This is a genomic window from Pseudovibrio sp. SCP20 (assembly GCF_057774105.1).
Map to the genome: position 1 here is coordinate 373083 of NZ_JBYMDH010000004.1, position 19227 is coordinate 392309.

The window sequence follows — 19227 nt, forward strand, 5'->3', positions numbered from 1 at the left end:
GAGAGAAACCATCTGCCGAATTGAATATGCCCCGCGGCAGAGCTTTCCCGAAAAGCGCACATAGGCTTACGATGGGTAAATCTTGTGCTTTGATAACAACAGAGGAGAGCACTCAGGCTCTCCTCCAATGCAGTTTACTCTATGACTATTTCTAGTCACTTCAATAGCTTATCGCTTAAACTTCTGCGAAACGGCCAGTGAAGAAGCGCAGTACCTTAGGCTCGAATGTGAATTCCAGACCTTTGATGCTTTCGCGGTTTTTGTAGAGCTCGATGATTGCGTCTGCGACGTAGTCCATGTGAGCGTAGGTGTATACGCGGCGTGGGATTGTCAGACGAACGGTTTCGAGTTTTGGACGGTGGTGATCACCGGTCTCGATGTTACGGCCTGCGGAAACGATACCGCGTTCCATGGTGCGTACGCCGGAGGTGCGGTAGATCGCAGCTGCCAGTGCCTGTGCTGGGAACTTGTCCTGTTCCAGATGCGGCAGGAATGCGCGTGCATCGAGGAAGATTGCGTGACCGCCGTAAGGCTTAACCATTGGCACGCCAGCTGCGTCCAGACGCTCACCCAGGTAGCGGATCTGGTTTACGCGGTGTGAGATGTAGTCGAACTCACAGGACTCTTTGATGCCGATTGCCATTGCTTCCATGTCGCGGCCTGCGAGACCACCGTAGGAAGGCATACCTTCGAACTGAACAACCATGCCTTTTGCTTCAGCAAACAGTTCGTCGTCGTTCACACACAGGAAGCCACCGTTGTTTGTCAGGCAGTCTTTTTTGCCGGACATGGTGCAGCCGTCGCCGTAGGAGAACATTTCGAAGAGGATTTCCTTGATGGATTTGTCTTCGAAGCCAGCTTCACGCTCTTTGATGAAGTATGCGTTTTCTACACAACGGGTTGCATCGTACATCACTTTGATGCCGTGCTTGTGGCAGAGTTCGGATACTTCTTTGATGTTCGCCATGGACACTGGCTGACCACCAGCGAGGTTCACGGTTACTGCAAGACAGATGTAAGGGATCTTGTCGCCACCGACTTCGTCGATCAGTTTCTGCAGTTTTTCGATGGAAACGTTACCTTTGAACGGTACGTCTGCCAGATCCGGATCGTGAGCTTCATCGCAGATAACGTCTACGAACTTCGCACCGTTACGCTCCTGGTGGAAACGTGTGGTGGTGAAGTACATGTTGCCTGGTACGTAGTCGCCTTCTTTAATGGTCAGAGAAGACAGGATGTTTTCTGCACCGCGGCCCTGGTGAGTTGGGATCAGGTGTTTGAAGCCGAAGTATTCTTTTACAACTTTTTCGAGGTTGTAGAAGTTTTCGGAGCCAGCGTACGCTTCGTCGCCGACCATCAGGCCTGCCCACTGCTTGTCGGACATTGCGGAGGTACCGGAGTCGGTCAGCAAATCGATGTAGCAGTCTTTAGACTTGATGAGGAAGGTGTTGAAGCCAGCTTCCTGAATTGCATTTTCACGACGCTCATCGTCGATGAAGTACATTGGTTCAACAGATTTAATCTTGAACGGCTCTGGCATAAACTTAGTCATAAGAACGTCCTCTTACTTACTTCTTTACCAATTGGGCGGAAAGAACGGATCTTTCCGAATTCTCAGGGAGTGAAGAAAATAGTGATTTCCTGAAGTTTATTTACTTACTAATGGAAATCTTTTTCTCTTCACCAATCTTCATCAACTATTAGATATCCAAATATTCGATCATCACAATAAGTAACAATATCCATATGTGAATAAATAATCGTTTTTATATACAGATCACAGCAACATATACCTTTATGCAATACACAAGGCGCTGATAGTTACATGCGTATTACTTGACAATGCAGAGTATTAATCTGCATAATCTTGGTTGTGCTGTGATCTGTATATTGTCTCCGCAGCAAGTCTCAGGCATGCCGGTGCCGTTCTTCTGCTCCAATGCGCTCAACACTTGGAAGACAGGATTAAGACAAACGCCATTATTCTGAAGCAAACAGGGCACACCTGCAGCGCAAACCGGAGGTGCCGACTGTATTGCTTATATCAAGACACAGTTCTTCGGCCACTTAGGGGGTGTGGTTTCAGAGTGAGTGACTGATATTTACTTGTTTTGGAGAGTGCTGCATGTTTGGCTGGCTTCTGCTCTCTGCATCTTTGGCGGACTATAGGAGGCAGATGGCGAGCTGACATGCGGCCGTGCAGCAGGAGCGACTCCACTGCAGGCGAAAGGTCGTTAGACGAGGTGCAGGTTGTTGGCCATGGATACATCTTCGATGTGCCAAGGCAGCTTATCTCTTTTCAAGATATTCAAATACAGCTGATACCAGCGCATTTTCCCAGCCCCAATGTAAATTCATCATTGAACTTATTACACACTCAGGAGTTTGGGCGAATTGGCCTGAAAGTCAAAAAGAAAAACTACTTAGGTACAGGGGCTTGGTGGGGACAGGGCTACCGCGACGCGATGTGCTTGCCTTTACAACCTCCCTGAAATACCAAGGGTTTTCTGGATTTTACCGGTGGGCAATGCGCAAGTTGCCGCAGCTTAAAACATCCTATTTATTCCACAATAAACTTATATATTAGCGATAGCTGCTAATATTTTCAGATTGATTGGCATGAATCACTTTCACGTTCAGGCAGAGCACATGCGTGATTTGCACCGGGATTCGCCTCAGTTTTAAGCTTACAAGAGACTGGCCTGCGGGGTGAGCGCAGACCAGCAGGGTGCCCATAAGCTTCATCAGCCCCATGCGAGCTGTTGGAGGCCCTCAGCAGGGCGTGCTGTGATGCGGGGTGGGCGCAAAGCGCCGCGAGCACCGTTACAGCGATTGGGTCATGAAGCTGTTGCTGTGCTTATCGGCTGCGGAAAGGCGACCCGCTCCAATGTTCCGCAGGTCTTTTTCAGTGCTTCAAGGCGGTCACACAAAGCGTAGTGCAAAGTGAACAAAGCATCCCGTTCCGTGCTGTGTTTTAATCGCTCACTCAGCACTAACTGCTGCATATAAGCGAGGTTCTCCAAATCGGAGACAGCAATGGTTACTTCGTCAATTTCATTCTGAAGAGTGTTTGTGGCGCTGCATGCGCATGCGGAGTCGTCCATTTTCAATCCCTCTGTTTAGGGTGTTGAAGGCCGCACGACAGAAAGCTTTTGGGACTCGCTGGCGAGCGGGAGGCCAAAAACCTGCAAACAGACAGGCGGGCTTATTCCCCTCCGAAGAGAGTATTGTATTCGCCGCCCTCCCGCTCATAGCAAAGGGTTTGCGCACTTTTGGAAAAAAGGCACAAAAAATCCGCTAGTTAACGGGAGCGGTAACCGCTGTTTGGAGAGGTTTTGGGCCTCACCCAAGAGCATGCAACCAGATGCATGCGGTGTCAATGGGCAAGGACTGCGAGCAAGGGTTGTGTGGCTGTGGGGAGACGGTTTTGGTGGGGAGAGACGCCCCCATAAACCGTCATCCTGCACTCGATGCGGGACCCAGCTGAGCGCTCACTGCATTCAGTGGAAAGTGATACAGCACTCCAAAACGCAACCTCATTGCCTCTCCACCCCTGGGTCCCGCATCGCGCTTTGCTTGTGCGGGATGACGGTGAAGGGGGATACTGCGGCAGTTCAGCTCTTGGAGAGATTGGTTGGGAGCACCTGTCGAACAGATGCGCTAGAGCACGAGAGCAGCAACTTGGGAAGGCGCAAGATGAGAGCCCCCCAGTCGTCATACTGTCTATGCAGATGGTTGATTGATGAAGGAGCAAACGAATATCTGGTATGAAGGCTTAGGCGGGATCTCCCAGACGTCATCCCGCACACGATGCGGGACCCAGGGCGGTTTAAGCGCTATGATTTCTTTGCCATGTAATCTTGTTGCTATCGCCAGCACTCTCTTTTTGTAAGATGACGGATAGCTTTAAGGGCATCTGAACTGCATGACAGGTTACAGGAAGGCAAATGGCAGCAGCTATAATCCTGTTTTCATTTTTCATCGTACTTATAGGCCCATTTGTGGGACTGCTTGTTTCTTTCATTAAGAAGCAGCAAAAAGTGAGGATTGGGCTACTTTTGGCGGTCTACTGGCCTGTGCTTTTGTGGGTGGCCTACATAATCTTTATAGGCATTGCATCCAAGTACTGCCCAAGAGGAGACGCTCCTGCCTCCTACCCGGAAGGCTGCTACATACTAGGTATAAACGCAAGCGATCATCTTAATGCAGCAACGGGCCAAGGCATCGGTTTAGGGTTTGCTCTGATTTACACGATTTGCGGCGGCGTGTTCTGGGCAGCCTATGAACTTGTGGCTCGGATCTTACATCGTGCTTCCTCAGATTGAGTTGTTTTGCAGCTTACTTAAAAGAGACAAAGGCAAAGGGGTAACGCACTTCGTGGAGCTCAAACATAAACTAACCTGAAATCTGAATAGCACTGCCTTGGGTCCCGCATCGCGCTGCGCTTGTGCGGGATGACGGCGGAGGGGGATACTGCGGCAGTTCTTTTCCTGGCGAGGTTGGTTGGGAGCGCCTGTCGAGCGACAGCGCTGGAGCAGCAGCATTGGAGAAAGCAAGTATTTGGCGTGAAGGCTTAGGCGGCCTCACCCTGTCGTCATCCCGCACCTGATGCGGGACCTAGCTGGGCGCTTACTGCATTCAGTGGAAAGCGATACTGCACTCTTAAACGCAAACTCATTGCCTCATCACTCTGGGTCCCGCATCGCGCTGCGCTGGTGCGGGATGACGGTGGAGGGCTATCGGGTTAGTTCGAGATATAAGTCCTGCCAAGTGGGGTTGAGGTTTTCAATCAGATCGATCTTCCATGCCCGTCGCCAGCGTTTTAGTTTCTTCTCCCGGGCGATTGCGTCTCCGATCCGCTCAAACTCTTCAAAGTACACCAGTTGGGAAACGCCGTACTGCGCTGTGAAGGATGTTGCTACTTTTTCGCGGTGCTCATGAACGCGCCTTACTAGATCATTGGTCACACCGGTGTAAAGCGTCCCATTTCTGCGGCTTGCGGTCATGTACACGTAATAGGTCATGACCTAGTTTGCGACGATGAAGATGAAGCGACAACATCATGAAATAGCCAATGCATTGTTCTTGATGGGTTTCAGCTGGGTCCCGCATCAAGTGCGGGATGACGGCGGAGGGGTGGCTCGAAGGGGTCGTTGTGTGGCTGCAGGAAAACGTCGATAATCGGCAGCGCGCTCAATCTTAAGTTTAATCAGCTCATTGATTAAAACCAATGGCATGTGCCCCGCATATCTGGTAGGGGAGTTTCCATTATAAGTTGCGGATTCCCGGTTAGTGTTGGGGCCGTTTTGGAATACAGGCCAGCTGACGCCAGGCCTGATGGGGATTACTTTGCGTTTCACGAAAATCATGATTTCTGTTGCGCTGGCAGCGTCTCTTGCTGCTTGTGCATCTGTTGGCAACGAGAACATTCGTAAAGAGACAGCAGCGACTGTTGCGACCAAGTTGACCAAGGGCAAAACCACCAAGGATGATGTGGCCAAGCTGTTTGGCAGCCCGGACACTGTAGACTTCAGCGATAGCGGCAACGAGATCTGGAAGTACCAGCACGTGCGCTCCCAGCCGAAGGTTGAGAACTTTATTCCTGTGGTCGACATTCTGGCTGGTGGTCAGGATCTGCAGAAGAAAGAGCTGGCTCTGTTCTTTAACAGCCGTGGTGTTTTGAAAAACTACACCATGCTGGAGACTGACAGCGAAGTGCGCACTGGTTTGATTAACGCGAACCAGTAAGCCCTTGCGGGGATAAGTTTGGTTTTGGGCGGCGGGAATGATGGGCTGCCCAAGGCTTTTTCTCAGAGCACTTATTCCCCTTTTTGCGGGGGAGGCGTCGGTTTGGGTGGTACCGCTCTACCAATTTCCATAGGAACGCAGAAAAACGCAAAATTGCACATAGCAACGCAAAATGACGGGTGGCGCGTTATGCTCGTTTTATACTCGCGCGTTTGTGATGGGATCTTCCACATGCTGGGTGCAGGTTGTTTTGCCGGCATTGTTGTGGCAGCAAAGCGCACTTCTCTCTAATGCACTGATATTATTCGATTAATCACCTCTCCAGATTACCCTTGATAGATATGACACGAGTCTTATCTCAGGTTTACAGCGCTCTTATATGAGGCCACGCTCAATTAAGAGAACGAAGGTCTATTCCCATCGGATAAGACCTCGCGGTGCGTTGGCCTTCACAAACCAACGCAAACCAACGCAAAGGGGCATAAGTTTGCGGATTGTGCATGTTATCCTCGCTCTGGGGCTTGGCCTTGGCGTTTCCGGCTGCGCTTCTGTGGGCAATGAAAGTCTTCGCCATTTGACCCGTGAGGGATTGGATGGGCAGCTGGAGACTGGCAAGACCACCAAGGAAGATGTGCGCGTTGCCTTGGGCGATCCGAACACAACGGACTTCACCGACAGCGGCAATGAGATCTGGAAATACAGGCATGTGCGGACGCAGGCGAAGGTTGAGAACTTCATTCCTGTGGTTGATCTGCTTGCCAGCGGACAGGATGTGACCACCAAGGAAGTGGCCCTGTTTTTTGACCGTGATGGATTGCTGAAGAACTACACCATGATTGAGGTGGAGGACGAGGTTCGCACCGGACTTATCACCGCGAACATGTAGCATAGATTTTTATCGGGTTTGAGCGTCTGGCGCGGAAGTGTCGGGCGTTTTTGGCGTTTATGCCCGTGGGTGTGTGGAGTTATGCCCTTCTCGCCGGGTGCAGTGCGGGGTAGATAATGAGCATATGTTCATTTCCTAACTTGTCAGTCTGGGTTTAAAGGCGCACTATAATGAACATATGCTCATAATAAGGAGTGTTTGTTATGCCACGACCAAGAAAACCACGCCGCATTCATGGAGCTTCGGGTGCTCAGTTCTTCAAGCCGCAGGGTGTGCCTTTGCGCCAGCTTCGCGCTGCTGTGCTGAGTGAAGACGGGATGGAGGCGTTGCGTCTGGCGGATGCCGAAGGGCTGGAACATGCTGCGGCGGCGGATCTTATGGGGATTTCACGGCCTACGTTTTCGCGGCTGGTTTCTCACGCGCGCACGGTGGTTGCCACGGCGCTGAACGAGGGGCTGGCGCTGAAGATTGAGGGCGCTGCTGGCTCGGCCAAGGGGTCCTGCAAGCCGGAGAGCGAGCTGAGTGACGAGGACTGTCAACGCATGCAACGCCGCCGTCGCCGCGGCTTCTGCGGGCGTGCGAGCGTGATCTCTGAGGCGATTGTGCCGGATGAGGTGGAGGGTTCTGAGGGCGCTGCGGAGGCTTAGGGCGGTTGTTGCTGAGGGCGTGTTTGGCTGGGCTTTGGCGGTGAAGCGTTATTCCCGTTGGCCAGCGCAGTTATGCCCTTACCTGCTGGCCCTATTTTCCCGATTTCTCAATAAAAAACGCGGATTCCTGTTTTTTCCGGAATCCGCGTTTTTCATGTTTTATCAGCGTTGTTCAGCGGGAGTTATCCGCGCAGGGTACCGCCGGTAGCCTTTTGAACGGACGCAACAATTTTGTTTGAGACCGCCTCGATATCCTCATCGGTGAGGGTCTTCTTGGTCGGCTGCAGGGTTACATCGATCGCGAGAGAACGCTGGCCTTCCGGCACGCCCTGCCCTTCGTAGATATCGAAGAGATTCACGTTTGTGATCAATGCCTTATCCGCACCTTTAGCGGCTTTCAGCAGCTTCTCAACCGGGGTAGAGCTGTCTACCAGGAACGCAAAGTCCCGTTTTACCGGCATAAGATCCGCTGCATTCAACGCACCCTTGGATTTGGTCGCTTTCTTCTTCGGCTGAGGCACAGCGTCGATGAAGACTTCGAACGCCACGAGCGGGCCTTCAATGTCCAATGCTTCCAAGGTCTTAGGGTGGATCTCACCGAAGTACGCCAGGGTGTTTTTCGGGCCCATTTTGAGGGCGCCGGAGCGGCCTGGGTGGTAGTAGGATGGGGCGTCGGTGAAGACCATCAGGTTGCCTACCTGCGCACCGATGGACTGCAGTACCGCACCCGCATCCGCCTTCGCGTCGAAAACATCAATGTTTTCAGCGTTTCCAGACCAGTGGCGACCAGAACCGGTTGGTTTGGCGGTACCGCGGCGGATGCCGGCGATGACCATCTTCTGGCCTTTTTCGCTATCGTTTTCAAAGACTTGGCCGACTTCGAACAGGGCGACGTCTGCGTAGCCGCGGTCGGCGTTGCGCTGAGCAGCGGTGAGCAGGCCAGGCAGCAGGGACGGGCGCATGTCGGACATGTCGGAGGAAATCGGATTTGCCAATGATAACACAGGGTTACCACCGCCAAAGTGTTCTGCGTGGGCTTTTGGAATGAAGGACCACAGAACGGCTTCGTCCATACCGCGCGCAGCGAGGGCACGGCGGGCATTGGAGCGGCGGATCTGGCTAACAGTCAGAACCTTCTGAGAGACAGGCTCCATGCGCGGCAGGGTAGCAGTTGGCACTTTGTCGATGCCGACAATGCGCATAACCTCTTCTACCAAATCAGCTTTTCCGTGTACGTCCGGACGCCAGCTTGGAGGAGAAACCTTGACTACATCACCATTGCCAGCGACCCAGAAGCCCAGCAGGGAGAGGATAGCCTTGATCTCGCTGTGGGATACTTCCAGACCGGAGAGGCGCTTTACTTCGCTGAGTGGGAAGTCGATGATGCGCTCTTCCTGAGGCACTTCTCCTACAACGTGGGTGTCGGATGCTTCGCCGCCGCCACACAGGTCCATGACCATTTTCGTAGCAACTTCAAGGCCTTCCACCATGTACGCCGGGTCTACACCGCGCTCGAAGCGGTAGCGTGCGTCGGTAGATACTCCCAGTTTACGACCGGAGCGGGCGATGTTGAGCGGGTCCCACAGAGCGCTTTCGATCACCACATTGGTGGTGTTTTCGTCACAACCTGTTGATTCTCCACCCATAATTCCGCCGAGGGACTCCAGACCGTTGTCGTCGGAGATGACCACAACGGTTTCATCGACGGCATAAGTTTTTCCGTCGAGGCCAACAAGTTCCTCGCCAGCTTTACCATGACGGATGGTCAGGTTGCCGGAAACCTTATCTGCATCAAAGACATGCAGCGGGCGGCCCTGATCGAAGGTCATGTAGTTGGTGATGTCCACGAGGGCATTAATCGGGCGCAGACCGATAGCAACCAGACGCTTCTGCATCCACTTTGGAGACGGGCCGTTTTTGATGCCACGGACCACACGGTAGCCGAATGCAGGGCAGTGTTCCGGGCTATCCCCTAGATCCAAAACAACTTTTAGGTCGTTTGCGTTGCTATGTGCGTTGATTTGCGTTTTTTGCGGGGTTTTTAGCGTTCCTAAGCCGGAAGCAGCCAAATCACGCGCAATACCGAACACGCTTGCACAGTCGGAGCGGTTTGGAGTCAGGCCGATTTCGATGACCGGGTCATCCAGACCAGCATATTCAACATATGGAACGCCAACTGGTGCGTCTTCTGGCAGGTCGATGATGCCGTCGTGTTCGTCGGATAACTCCAGCTCGCGCTCGGAGGCCATCATGCCGTAGCTTTCCACGTCACGGATTTTACCGACGGACAGAGTTACATCGAGACCTGGGACGTAGTCGCCCGGTTTCGCGAAGACGCCAACCAGACCTTTGCGGGCGTTTGGTGCGCCGCAGACGACCTGCAGCGGGTCACCTTCGCCGGTGTCCACTTTCAGCACGCGCAGACGGTCTGCATTTGGGTGCTGCTCAGCTTCCAGAACGCGGGCGATCTTGAATGTGCCGAGGCGATCTGCTGGATTGGTGATTTCTTCCACTTCCAGCCCGATCAGCGTCAGGCGCTCAACAATTTCATCAAGGCTTGCATCGGTCTCAAGATGGTCCTTGAGCCAGGAAAGGGTGAATTTCATTTTTCTGCTCTTTACGTTTGGACCAAATTACTTGGAAAGACCGGCCATCAGGGATGGAATGTCCAGTGGGCGGAAGCCGTAGTGCTTAATCCAGCGGACGTCAGCATCGAAGAAGGCGCGCAGATCGTTCATGCCGTATTTCAGCATGGCCAAACGGTCGATACCGATGCCCCATGCGAAGCCCTGGTAGACATCTGGGTCCAGACCACAGTTGCGCAGAACGTTTGGATGCACCATGCCGCAACCGAGGATTTCCATCCAGTCGTTGCCGGTGCCGATTTTCACTTCAGCGCCAGAGCGGTCGCACTTCACGTCCACTTCCATGGAAGGTTCGGTGAACGGGAAGAAGCTTGGGCGGAAGCGCAGCTCTACATCGTCCACTTCGAAGAAGGACTTCAGGAACTCTTCCAATGTGCCTTTCAGGTGGCCGATATGCGTGGTCTTGTCGATCACGAGGCCTTCCATCTGGTGGAACATTGGTGTGTGAGTCTGGTCGCTGTCACAACGGTATGTGCGACCCGGCATAATCACGCGAATTGGTGGCTGCTGGTTTCGCATGGTGCGGATCTGCACTGGGGATGTGTGCGTGCGCAGCAGCATGCGTTCGCCGTCTTCCTTCTCGTTGAAGAAGAAGGTGTCGTGCATTTCGCGGGCTGGGTGGCCTTCCGGGAAGTTCAGCGCGGTGAAGTTCAGCTCATCGGTCTCGATGTCCGGGCCTTCAGCAACGGAGAAGCCCATGTCGGCGAAGATGGCGATCAGCTCGTCAGTCACCTGAGAGATCGGGTGGATGCGGCCTTCTTCTGCCGGTGTGGTGCGCAGTGGCTGGCTCACATCAACGGTTTCAGATGCGAGGCGCGCGTTCAGTGCTTCTTCTTTCAGCACTTCTTTGCGGGCAGCGATCGCTTCACCCACGCGGTTCTTCAGGCCGTTGAGCGCTGGACCCATTTCCTTGCGCTCTTCCGGGCTCATCTTGCCAAGCGTTTTCATTTTTTCAGAAACGCTGCCCTTTTTGCCAAGGGCGGCAACGCGCACGTCTTCCAGTGCGGCTTCGGAGTCAGCACCGGCAATCGCGGTGTTAATCTCGGCTTCGAGTGTTTCGAGGTCGGACATAATCCCTCAAGGGTTTGCATGTGCCAGCAGCTGCGCACAGTTCGAGTCACAGCCGGGCAGATAAAATTCGTGGAGGTCTTTTAACGAATGCGGGCAGCGCAATAAAGGGGCTGAATGAGTTTCAGGCTCTTAGATTTCCTCAATACTCCCGTTTTTCATCGGAAACTGAGGAATTTTGACCATCTGCATCGTTGAGGCGGCACGTGGGATGCCACGCCCTGCCCCGCTGCCTAAACGCTCATAGCTCAAGTGAGGGCGCACAAATGGGCGAGCACAAGGGCTCTGCGGTGCGGTTCACTCATGCATTGGGAAGCTGTTCAAGCCAAGCGCATAAATCGCCCACACGCCGGACCATCATGGACACGGGCGGTGATCTTCTCAGCGATGTGCACGCGCAGCGGCATTGGGAATCCTTTGAGGATTGGTGGTGGTGTGGTGGAGACTAGCGGAAATGGTGGAGGATGGGAAGGGGCCCAAAACACCTGACCAACTATAGCTCATCCTTCTAGGGCACTAACAACTCACAATTCTTCGTTTTAAATTTCTTTCGCGCAGCACTTTTCTGGAGCATTTTTTTATCATCCCAACTCAAGCTTTCTTGTTTTGGTAGAGTACTTTCATACATGTTTTCTATGATACCTGCCCACAAAACTCCAAGTCTAAACTCAAGCGATGGCCCTCCACTTAACCCTAACCTCAAACCAATTGGCATCTGGTCCCAATCTTCCTCAGCTACTTTTCCTTCAAGAAGGCCAGAAAACAGCTTTGTCAATTCTTGATGCCCTTTTTCGAAGAACACCTCTCTTTGCTTGCTATCTTCTTTCGTGATTGAACCAAGAGCAGCGCATTCCCATAATGCGTAGCCAATTCTGGCGGTCCGCACATAGTCCTCAGCACGCGCAAACGTAGAAGTGTACAAAATCATAAATCCGAGAATGGATATTTTCAAAAACCGCTTCATAAATATAGATTCTCTCTAATGATCTTGCTCAAGCAAAGAACAAGTACCAATATCTAGAAAAATATCCTCATCTAGGTTTAAAATGTATCCTCTGTCTCTTGTTAGAGTAAACCGGCCATTCTCCTGTGCCATATAGAGTTCACCAAGAGAGGAGTTACAATTGATCTCCAATTTTGAGATCTCACAAAATCCTTTCTCGACGAGTTCTCCCTCCTTCGAAAACCTGCCATTTATCTTAGGATCAGGGAAAATGAGAATATTATCACGTTCCGCTTCATCCATTTTCCTGATTAGGTAAACAGGGCGATCTGCAAACTTAGCAGGCTGCCAGTTCTGATCAGCTTCAAACCCAACAGATGACATTGTTACGCAACGGTATGTTTCAGCATTGGAAATACTTGAAAATGAAAGCAATACTATAAACAAACCCAGTAAATACAGTCGCCTTATCATTACCGAATAAACTCACTTAGTTTCCCTGTATTTTACTGCATCATATTATGCAGAAGTCAGAAAGACACATTCTAGATAAGTACCGCTCCCCAATTTTTTCGATAAATGAAACTACGTTAGTGGTTATGGGTCCCGGGTCTGCGCCCGGGATGACACCAGGAGGGGATGTGGGGCTTTCAGGGTTGCGAGCTCTGAGAGGAGGCATGAGGTGTGAAGGCGTTGCGGCATGGGGTGAGGCTGGCATCGCAGTGGGCCTGATGAGCAGAGCGGTCGCCTCTGGTGTCATCCCGGCCAAGGAGCCGGGATCTATAACCATATGCGATATTGAGTAATGCAGGGAGGGAGACGAAGCCTCCCGGAGCACCTCCTTTACCGATAATGCGAGCTTCATTTGAGGACTGAAGGCGTTTGCTGAAGTGGCAGATACTGGGGAAGGTTGTGCCCTGTTGCTGCTGCCTGACATTGCCCGCTGAGACCGGGGGTATGGGTCCCGGGTCTGCGCCCGGGATGACATCGGGAGGGGATGTGGGGCTTTCAGGGTTGCGGGCTCTGAGGGGAAGCATGGAGTGTGAGGGGGCTATGGTTTGAGGTGGGGCTGGCTTTGCTGTGGAACTGATGAGCAGAGTGGTCGCCTCTGGTGTCATCCCGGCCAAGGAGCCGGGATCTATAACCACATGCGGTGTGGAGTAATGCAGGGAGGGAGACGAAGCCTCCCGGAGCATCTCCTTTACCGATAATGCGAGCTTCATTTGATGACCGAAGGCGTTTGCTGAAGTGGCCGATGCTGAGAAAGGTTGTGCCCTGTTGCTGATACTTGACGTTGCCCGCTGATACCGGGGGTATGGGTCCCGGGTCTGCGCCCGGGATGACACCGGGAGGGGATGTAACCCTTTCAGAGTTGCGGGCTCTGAGGGGAAGCATGGGGTGTGAAGGCACTGTGGCTTGAGGCGGGGCTGGTTTTGCAGTGGCACTGATGAGCAGAGCGGTCGCCTCGGGTGTCATCCCGGCCAAAGAGCCGGGATCTATAACCACATGCGGTGTTGAGTAATGCAGGGAGGGAGACGAGATCTCCTGATCACCTCCCCTTTTCCTATTGCGAGCTTCATTTGATGATTGAAGGCGTCTGCTAAACGGCAGATGCCGAGGAAGGTTGCGTCCTGTTGCTGCTGCCTGACGTTACCTGCGGAGACCGGGAGTATGGGTCCCGGGTCTGCGCCCGGGATGACACCGGGAGGGGATGTGAGGCTTTCAGGGTTTCGGGCTTTGAGGGGAGGCATGGGATGTGAAGGCACTGTGGTTTGAGGTGGGGCTGACTTTGCAACGGCACTGATGAGCAGAGCGGTCGCCTCGGGTGTCCTCCCGGCCAAAGAGCCGGGATCTATGACCAAATGCGGCGTTAAGTAATGCAGGGAGGGAGACGTGGCCTCCCGGTGCATCTCCCCTTTTCCTAATGCGAGCTTCATTTGCTGACTGAAGGCGTTTGCTGAAGTGGCAGATGCTGAGGAAGGTTGTGCCCTGTTGCTGTTGCCTGACATTGCCCGCTGAGACCGGGGGTATGGGTCCCGGGTCTGCGCCCGGGATGACACCGGGAGGGGATGTGGGGTTTGCAGGGTTGCGGGCTCTGAGAGGAGGCATGGGGTGTGAGGGCACTGTGGCTTGAGGTGGGGCTGGCTTTGCAGTGGCATTGATGAGCAGAGCTGTCGCCTCGGGTGTCTTCCCGGCCAAGGAGCCGGGATCTATACTCCCTGTATTTACTGGTGAGTTTGTGCAGTGGCGGCAGGGGATTACTGGCTGCATACTTGTTGCATGTCTTATTACATGTACATTCTTGCGAGCCGGAAGCATGGGACGCTTTATACGGGCATGACGAATGATCTGCCTGAGCGCGTGCATCAGCACAAGACGAAAATGAATCCCGGTTTCACGGCCAAGTATGATGTTTCCAAGCTTGTCTATTATGAGGTTTATGAGGAGCCTCATGAGGCTATTCGCAGAGAGAAGCAGGTGAAGCGTTGGAAGCGGGATTGGAAAATTCAGGCCATTGAGGAGATGAACCCTCATTGGGAGGATTTGTCACTCTCTTTGCATTTTGGGTAGAGGCCGGTGGGTATGGATCCCGGCTCGGGGGCCGGGATGACACCGCGGGGGATCGCTTTGCGTTTTGGTTGAGACGTGGATTGGGTCCCGGGTCTTCGCCCGGGATGACACCGTGGGGGACCGTTTTGGGTTTTGGCGTGAGCGCTGTGATTGGGGAGCTTTCGAGTGTTTGTGGTGAGGGCTTTATTGACTGGCGAGTATGGCGTTGGTGGAGACGTGGGATGGGTCCCGGGTCTTCGCCCGGGATGACGTCGTGGGGGCGGCGCGTTCAAAACGTTGAGGGAAGTCCCTCACACACCGTTGCAGAAATGCATGAGTGGGGGAGGTTTTGGGATTGGGCGTTGACAGGTTGTGGAGTTGTGTTTCACACTCATATGTGAGGCCTAGAAACCTCATGTCAGCGGTACCCGCTCCCGTAGTCTAGCGGTTTTTTTGTGCCTATTTTATAGTGCGCGAACCCTTTGCTATGAGCGGGAGGGCGGTGAATACAACACCTCCTTCGGGAGGGAATAAGCTCGCCTGTCTGACTCAGGTTTCTAGCCTCCCGCTCGCCAGCGTGCCCTAGAAAGCTTGCTGTTGCGCGGTTCTTCAACACCCTAGTCAGTAAGGGGATTGGAATGGACGATACCGCATGCGCGCATAGCGCCCAAAACACTATCGACAATGAACTAGATGAAGTACTCATTGCTGTCTCTGACCTTGAGAATCTGGCTTATTTTCAGCAGCTTGTGCTGAGTGAGCGGATGAACCAGAGCAGCGAGCGGGATGCTTTGTTCACTTTGCATTATGCCTTGCGAGACCGCCTGGAAGCGCTGAGAAAGACCTGTGGGGTTTTACAGCGGGTCGTCGACCCACAACCAATCAGCACAACATTGACGCTTCTTGATTAACGGGTTGGGCGCGGGGCGCTGAGCCCCCTGCCCTGTTCGGCTGCGTTGGTGCGCCTTGCTTCGGGTTATCTCCCCTGAGGTGTGCCGTTTCACTGTGCCGGTGCTTTCGCGGTGCGCTTGCTGCGCCGTGGGCGGTGCCTCGCAATCCTTGTTCAGCCGCCCCGTGCATGTGGTCTGCCAGCGACCGGCGGTCTGCCTGCGCGTGCACCCTGCTGGTCTGCGGTGAGTAACGCACTCCGCAGGCCAGTGTTATGGGGATATCGACTTGTTACCGTAGCTAAAACAACCCTATGGAACGCTACATTCCGATAAACGCTTCGCGGACAACACGTTCAGCACCTATTCGATTCAAGTGATTTGTGTCTCGATAATAAAACTTATCAGATTTGGCTAGTACACAACCATCATCATCACAGAATACAGACTTTACATCCGCCACACGCACATTGTTATACTTGGAAGCAACTTCCAAAATCTGCGCGTCAATTTTCATCTGTTTCAGCAAATGAGTTGAAGCTGGAGATTTACATGCAACGCTCATTGATCCGTCGTCCTTGATGAACGCGTCCTGACACAAGCGCAGGTGGCCTTTTTCCCTATACTCCGGCGCCTGAAGCGCAATCGTCACCTGTTTATCCAGTTCCTGCAACTCACTCAGCGTTTGATCCAATGCTCCAACAATATCTAACTTACTTGCGCTAGCATTTTGCTCATCTGAGAACTGTTCTTTTTCCGGATGATAAGCAAACCAACGTGCGGCGAGTATAACCTGACGTGGGCTTTGGCTCGTAGACAAGTAGGCCATGGCGGTTTGATTAGAAACTCGGCAATCTTCGGCATTATGGGAACTCAAATCAAGCCAATGACCTACTGGAGGGCAAGCACTTGTTGCAAAAGAGATCGCTTCCCGTTTCTGTTCAGTAAACACACGATCTATGCCTAATGCGAAATGTCTCGCATGAGAGTCTCCCCATAACATCAACTCAGGCTGCTTGCTCTGGGCACCCAACGCACACGGCAACTGGGGATCCTCGTTGCAACTTTCGTCTCCATATTTGCTGAAGTCACGATCCAAAACCGAAATCTCAATAAGACGGGCGTTGAAGACCAAAGGCCATAGTCTTTCAAACTGTAAGCCAACACCAAAAAGCAGTAAAATGGCGAAAGCGCCTACTGACAGGCGTTTTTTAAGCTGTGTCTGGTGCCCATCCCTACCAACGCGAAAACGCTGTTCAATGGCCCAATACAGAAGAGCTCCCAGAAGGATAGAAAGACTCGCCCCTCCTAAGCGAAGAATGGTATTTTCATCGTAGTCAGAGAAGTAGAAGTACATCCCGACAGCCAGTGGCCAATGAACGAGATATACACTGTAAGATATCCGACCAAGCATCCGAATGGGTCTTACCGACATCAGTGCACTGCTGGGTAAATCGCCCGCTCCCCCAACAAAAATTAAAGTTGCGCCAGCAATTGTAACCAGCAAAGCGGTGGCTACATTCCAGCTATCAAAAGGCGAAGCAAATGAAAGCGTTATAACGCAAAGTAGAGATCCCAAACCCAAATACTGAAGTGTATCGAAACTTGCTATCTTGATACCATTTCTCAAGACCAGCGCAACCAAAGCACCAGCACCAAATTGCCAGAGTCGAGCTACTAAGCTGAAGTAGGCATCTTCGTCGCCCTCAAGTTGAGCAATGCCAGAATATGCCAATGAAATACCAGATATGGCGGACACTAAAACAATTTGATGCAAGAAAGGCCGCTTATGTAGAAAAAAGAGTACAATAGGCCAAATGAGATAAAACTGGACTTCTACACCTAGCGACCAAAGATGCAGAAAGGGCTTAGTTATTGCTGCGGCTGCAAAGTATCCCGTTTCTATTGGTGCATACAAATTGTAGGAAAATACAAGAGCACTGAGGAGAGACTGTGTAAAATTATCAATTATAAGAGCCCATTGATTACTCAAAGCTACAATCAGAGCGATTATCAAGGCTATCAAGTAAGCGGGGGCTATCCGCCAAAATCTTTTAGAATAGTAATTTTTAACGCTCTCAATTCTCCAATAAAATCTATCACTTAGGAGAATTTGAGTCATCAAAAAACCGGAGATCACGAAAAATAGATCCACTCCGAAAAAGCCGTTAGTTAATCCAAAAAGATTAAAATGAAACAAGACCACTAGAAGAACTGCAATACCCCGCAGCCCCTCTAAATCATCCCGAAACCCTTCTTGAACAGATAAAAAATTAGACATAAACAACCCAATAAGCAGTCTTAACTACTGCCATTTTGCCAATACCTACATTGTATGAGCTCTTACAATACATCCCCCATTAAGTTGCAATAATATTACATACTCAATTTTTGAGTGTCCCCTGCTTTTGTGTATTTTCTAAACATCCCAGTGTTATGCGCTGAAGAGGCAGAAGAGCACGAAGAGGCCAGCCATGATGGAGGCCAATGCGATGTAATAGGGCCGTGCGCAGGCGCTGGCGTAGTTGGTGTAGTAATCTTCCAGCTGCTGGCGCGTTGGGTTCTTGGGGTGCTTATCTGGTTCGGGGAGTGGAAAAATCAACATTCGGGCTTCTTTTCATTGAGGAGAACTGCGCGAAGCAACCGCCTCTTCGAGGCCTGGTGTCGCTCCATTGTTTCTTTCTGCGTACTCTTGTCCGAGAACCGACTTCCACTTCTCGGGAGTACGCACTATCTTTCCTCGTGTTCTTCCCGCCGGATAGCGGCCAAATTTCAAAAGCAGTTTTCAAGAATGAAGGTTCGATTGCTGGATAATCTCAATGCATTCCTCGTGCTTGCGGCTTGCGGTACGCTGAGTGAAGCGGCGCAGAGGCTGTCGTGCAGTCCGGCGACGCTCAGCCGCCGCATGCAGCAGCTGGAAGAGGATGTGGGGCTGAAACTGTTTGACCGGGTGCAGGCCGGGTATGTGCTGACCGAGGACGGGCATGATGTTCTGGAGCAGCTGGAGCCGTTTCAGTGTGCCTATGCCGGGTTTGAGCAGTGGCTGAGCGCAAAATCCCGCAGGCCGCAGGTTCGCGTTTCTGCCGGCAGCTGGACGATGAAGTTTCTCAGCATGCATATTGGTGCGCTGTGCAAGCCGGAGGATGAGTTCGAGGTGGTGTTCATTACCAGCGAGGACCGGCTGAACATCAAGAAGCGCGAGATTGATATCGGGCTACGTAGCTCTCCTCCGGCGGAGATCGGGCTGGCGAGTAAGCGTCTGCCGCCCGTGGAGTTCGCGCCCTATGTGGCGGTTGGGGCTGATGAGGCGGTGATGGAACGTTGGCTCAGCATCGCACCGGAGTTCGCGACCACAAACTCCTCCCGCTGGCTGCTGGAGCACCATGGCAGTGAGATGGTGATGCAGGTGAGCTCTCAACACACCCTGCTGGACATGCTGTGCGCGGGAGCTGGCGTTTCCATTCTGCCGTGCTTCCTAGGGGATACCGCGCCTCAACTGCGGCGGTGCGGGCCGGTGATTGAGGAGCTGACCAAGTTCCAATGGGTGACCATGCATGATGACCGGAGACATCTGCCCGAGGTACGGGTGATGACGGACCGGATCGTACACGTAATCGAGCAGCATCGCGGGCGGTGATGGGTGTATTTTGAGAGGAAAACAAACGCAGAAAAGCGGCGCCGGTTGGCGTTGAATTACTTTGCTTTTCGAGGGAAGTAATGGTGGAGAGACAGGAAGGCCTTTTAGTGTGCACGAAGATGCAGAGGTCACCATATAACCTTATGATATAATAGCTTTTTCAATTTTGGCTGTACAGTATTGTCTATTGCAATCCTATTCAATCGTGTTTATTTT

18 protein-coding genes are annotated in these 19227 nt (G+C 52.4%); 9 read left to right on the forward strand and 9 right to left on the reverse strand.

Annotated features, from left to right (window positions below):
• Positions 1–175: 175 nt before the first annotated feature.
• Entirely contained in the window at positions 176–1552 is a 1377-nt protein-coding gene (locus AC3CB2_RS17625) for a tyrosine phenol-lyase (RefSeq protein ID WP_054784365.1), read from the reverse strand.
• Positions 1553–2837: 1285 nt separating this feature from the next.
• Positions 2838–3104 (reverse strand): hypothetical protein, encoded by a 267-nt coding sequence (locus tag AC3CB2_RS17630; RefSeq protein WP_037038275.1) that lies wholly within the window; start codon positions 3102–3104, stop codon positions 2838–2840.
• Positions 3105–3947: 843 nt separating this feature from the next.
• Between AC3CB2_RS17630 and AC3CB2_RS17635 the strand changes: the two genes are divergently transcribed.
• Positions 3948–4325: a hypothetical protein gene (locus AC3CB2_RS17635; RefSeq protein WP_352934881.1), complete on the forward strand. Its 378-nt coding sequence runs from the start codon at positions 3948–3950 to the stop codon at positions 4323–4325.
• A gap of 411 nt (positions 4326–4736) precedes the next feature.
• Here AC3CB2_RS17635 and AC3CB2_RS17640 read toward each other — a convergent pair whose 3' ends face one another.
• Positions 4737–5024, reverse strand: coding sequence for a GIY-YIG nuclease family protein (locus AC3CB2_RS17640; protein ID WP_352934884.1), 288 nt, complete (start codon positions 5022–5024; stop codon positions 4737–4739).
• A gap of 325 nt (positions 5025–5349) precedes the next feature.
• On the opposite strand from AC3CB2_RS17640, the gene bamE (AC3CB2_RS17645) reads away from it, so the two are divergent.
• The 3 genes from bamE (AC3CB2_RS17645) to AC3CB2_RS17655 all read left to right on the forward strand — a co-directional run bounded on the left by bamE (AC3CB2_RS17645) (position 5350) and on the right by AC3CB2_RS17655 (position 7281).
• A complete protein-coding gene (bamE, locus tag AC3CB2_RS17645) occupies positions 5350–5748 on the forward strand; it encodes an outer membrane protein assembly factor BamE domain-containing protein (RefSeq protein ID WP_208990103.1) in 399 nt (132 codons plus the stop codon).
• Positions 5749–6244: 496 nt separating this feature from the next.
• The gene (gene bamE / locus AC3CB2_RS17650) at positions 6245–6634 is read left to right on the forward strand and encodes an outer membrane protein assembly factor BamE domain-containing protein (protein ID WP_037038278.1); all 390 of its coding nucleotides are present in this window, start codon (positions 6245–6247) and stop codon (positions 6632–6634) included.
• A gap of 203 nt (positions 6635–6837) precedes the next feature.
• A complete protein-coding gene (locus AC3CB2_RS17655; RefSeq protein WP_352934888.1) occupies positions 6838–7281 on the forward strand; it encodes a DUF134 domain-containing protein in 444 nt (147 codons plus the stop codon).
• A 182-nt stretch (positions 7282–7463) separates the two neighbouring features.
• On the opposite strand, the gene pheT is transcribed toward AC3CB2_RS17655, so the two are convergent.
• Positions 7464–9887, reverse strand: a complete 2424-nt coding sequence (pheT, locus tag AC3CB2_RS17660; protein ID WP_425328958.1) for a phenylalanine--tRNA ligase subunit beta — start codon at positions 9885–9887, stop codon at positions 7464–7466.
• A gap of 27 nt (positions 9888–9914) precedes the next feature.
• Positions 9915–10997 (reverse strand): phenylalanine--tRNA ligase subunit alpha, encoded by a 1083-nt coding sequence (gene pheS / locus AC3CB2_RS17665; protein WP_014283801.1) that lies wholly within the window; start codon positions 10995–10997, stop codon positions 9915–9917.
• A gap of 263 nt (positions 10998–11260) precedes the next feature.
• Between pheS and AC3CB2_RS17670 the strand changes: the two genes are divergently transcribed.
• Positions 11261–11443, forward strand: a complete 183-nt coding sequence (locus AC3CB2_RS17670) for a hypothetical protein (RefSeq protein ID WP_352934891.1) — start codon at positions 11261–11263, stop codon at positions 11441–11443.
• 59 nt (positions 11444–11502) lie between these two features.
• On the opposite strand, the gene AC3CB2_RS17675 is transcribed toward AC3CB2_RS17670, so the two are convergent.
• Both AC3CB2_RS17675 and AC3CB2_RS17680 read right to left on the reverse strand, forming a co-directional pair.
• On the reverse strand, positions 11503–11958 hold the full coding sequence (locus AC3CB2_RS17675; RefSeq protein ID WP_352934894.1) for a hypothetical protein: 456 nt from the start codon (positions 11956–11958) through the stop codon (positions 11503–11505).
• A gap of 15 nt (positions 11959–11973) precedes the next feature.
• The gene (locus AC3CB2_RS17680; RefSeq protein ID WP_352934897.1) at positions 11974–12411 is read right to left on the reverse strand and encodes a hypothetical protein; all 438 of its coding nucleotides are present in this window, start codon (positions 12409–12411) and stop codon (positions 11974–11976) included.
• Positions 12412–12614: 203 nt separating this feature from the next.
• On the opposite strand from AC3CB2_RS17680, the gene AC3CB2_RS17685 reads away from it, so the two are divergent.
• From AC3CB2_RS17685 to AC3CB2_RS17695, 3 genes are all read left to right on the forward strand, one after another.
• Complete coding sequence (locus AC3CB2_RS17685) at positions 12615–12743, forward strand: hypothetical protein (RefSeq protein ID WP_352934900.1); 129 nt, start codon at positions 12615–12617, stop codon at positions 12741–12743.
• Between the two features lie 1474 nt (positions 12744–14217).
• Positions 14218–14508, forward strand: a complete 291-nt coding sequence (locus tag AC3CB2_RS17690) for a GIY-YIG nuclease family protein (RefSeq protein ID WP_352934903.1) — start codon at positions 14218–14220, stop codon at positions 14506–14508.
• Between the two features lie 617 nt (positions 14509–15125).
• Positions 15126–15398, forward strand: coding sequence for a hypothetical protein (locus AC3CB2_RS17695; protein WP_352934906.1), 273 nt, complete (start codon positions 15126–15128; stop codon positions 15396–15398).
• A 298-nt stretch (positions 15399–15696) separates the two neighbouring features.
• On the opposite strand, the gene AC3CB2_RS17700 is transcribed toward AC3CB2_RS17695, so the two are convergent.
• Both AC3CB2_RS17700 and AC3CB2_RS17705 read right to left on the reverse strand, forming a co-directional pair.
• Positions 15697–17655, reverse strand: coding sequence for an acyltransferase family protein (locus AC3CB2_RS17700; RefSeq protein WP_352934909.1), 1959 nt, complete (start codon positions 17653–17655; stop codon positions 15697–15699).
• Positions 17656–17808: 153 nt separating this feature from the next.
• Positions 17809–17979, reverse strand: a complete 171-nt coding sequence (locus tag AC3CB2_RS17705) for a hypothetical protein (protein ID WP_164845339.1) — start codon at positions 17977–17979, stop codon at positions 17809–17811.
• Positions 17980–18165: 186 nt separating this feature from the next.
• On the opposite strand from AC3CB2_RS17705, the gene AC3CB2_RS17710 reads away from it, so the two are divergent.
• Complete coding sequence (locus tag AC3CB2_RS17710; protein ID WP_352934912.1) at positions 18166–19011, forward strand: LysR family transcriptional regulator; 846 nt, start codon at positions 18166–18168, stop codon at positions 19009–19011.
• Positions 19012–19227 lie beyond the last annotated feature (216 nt).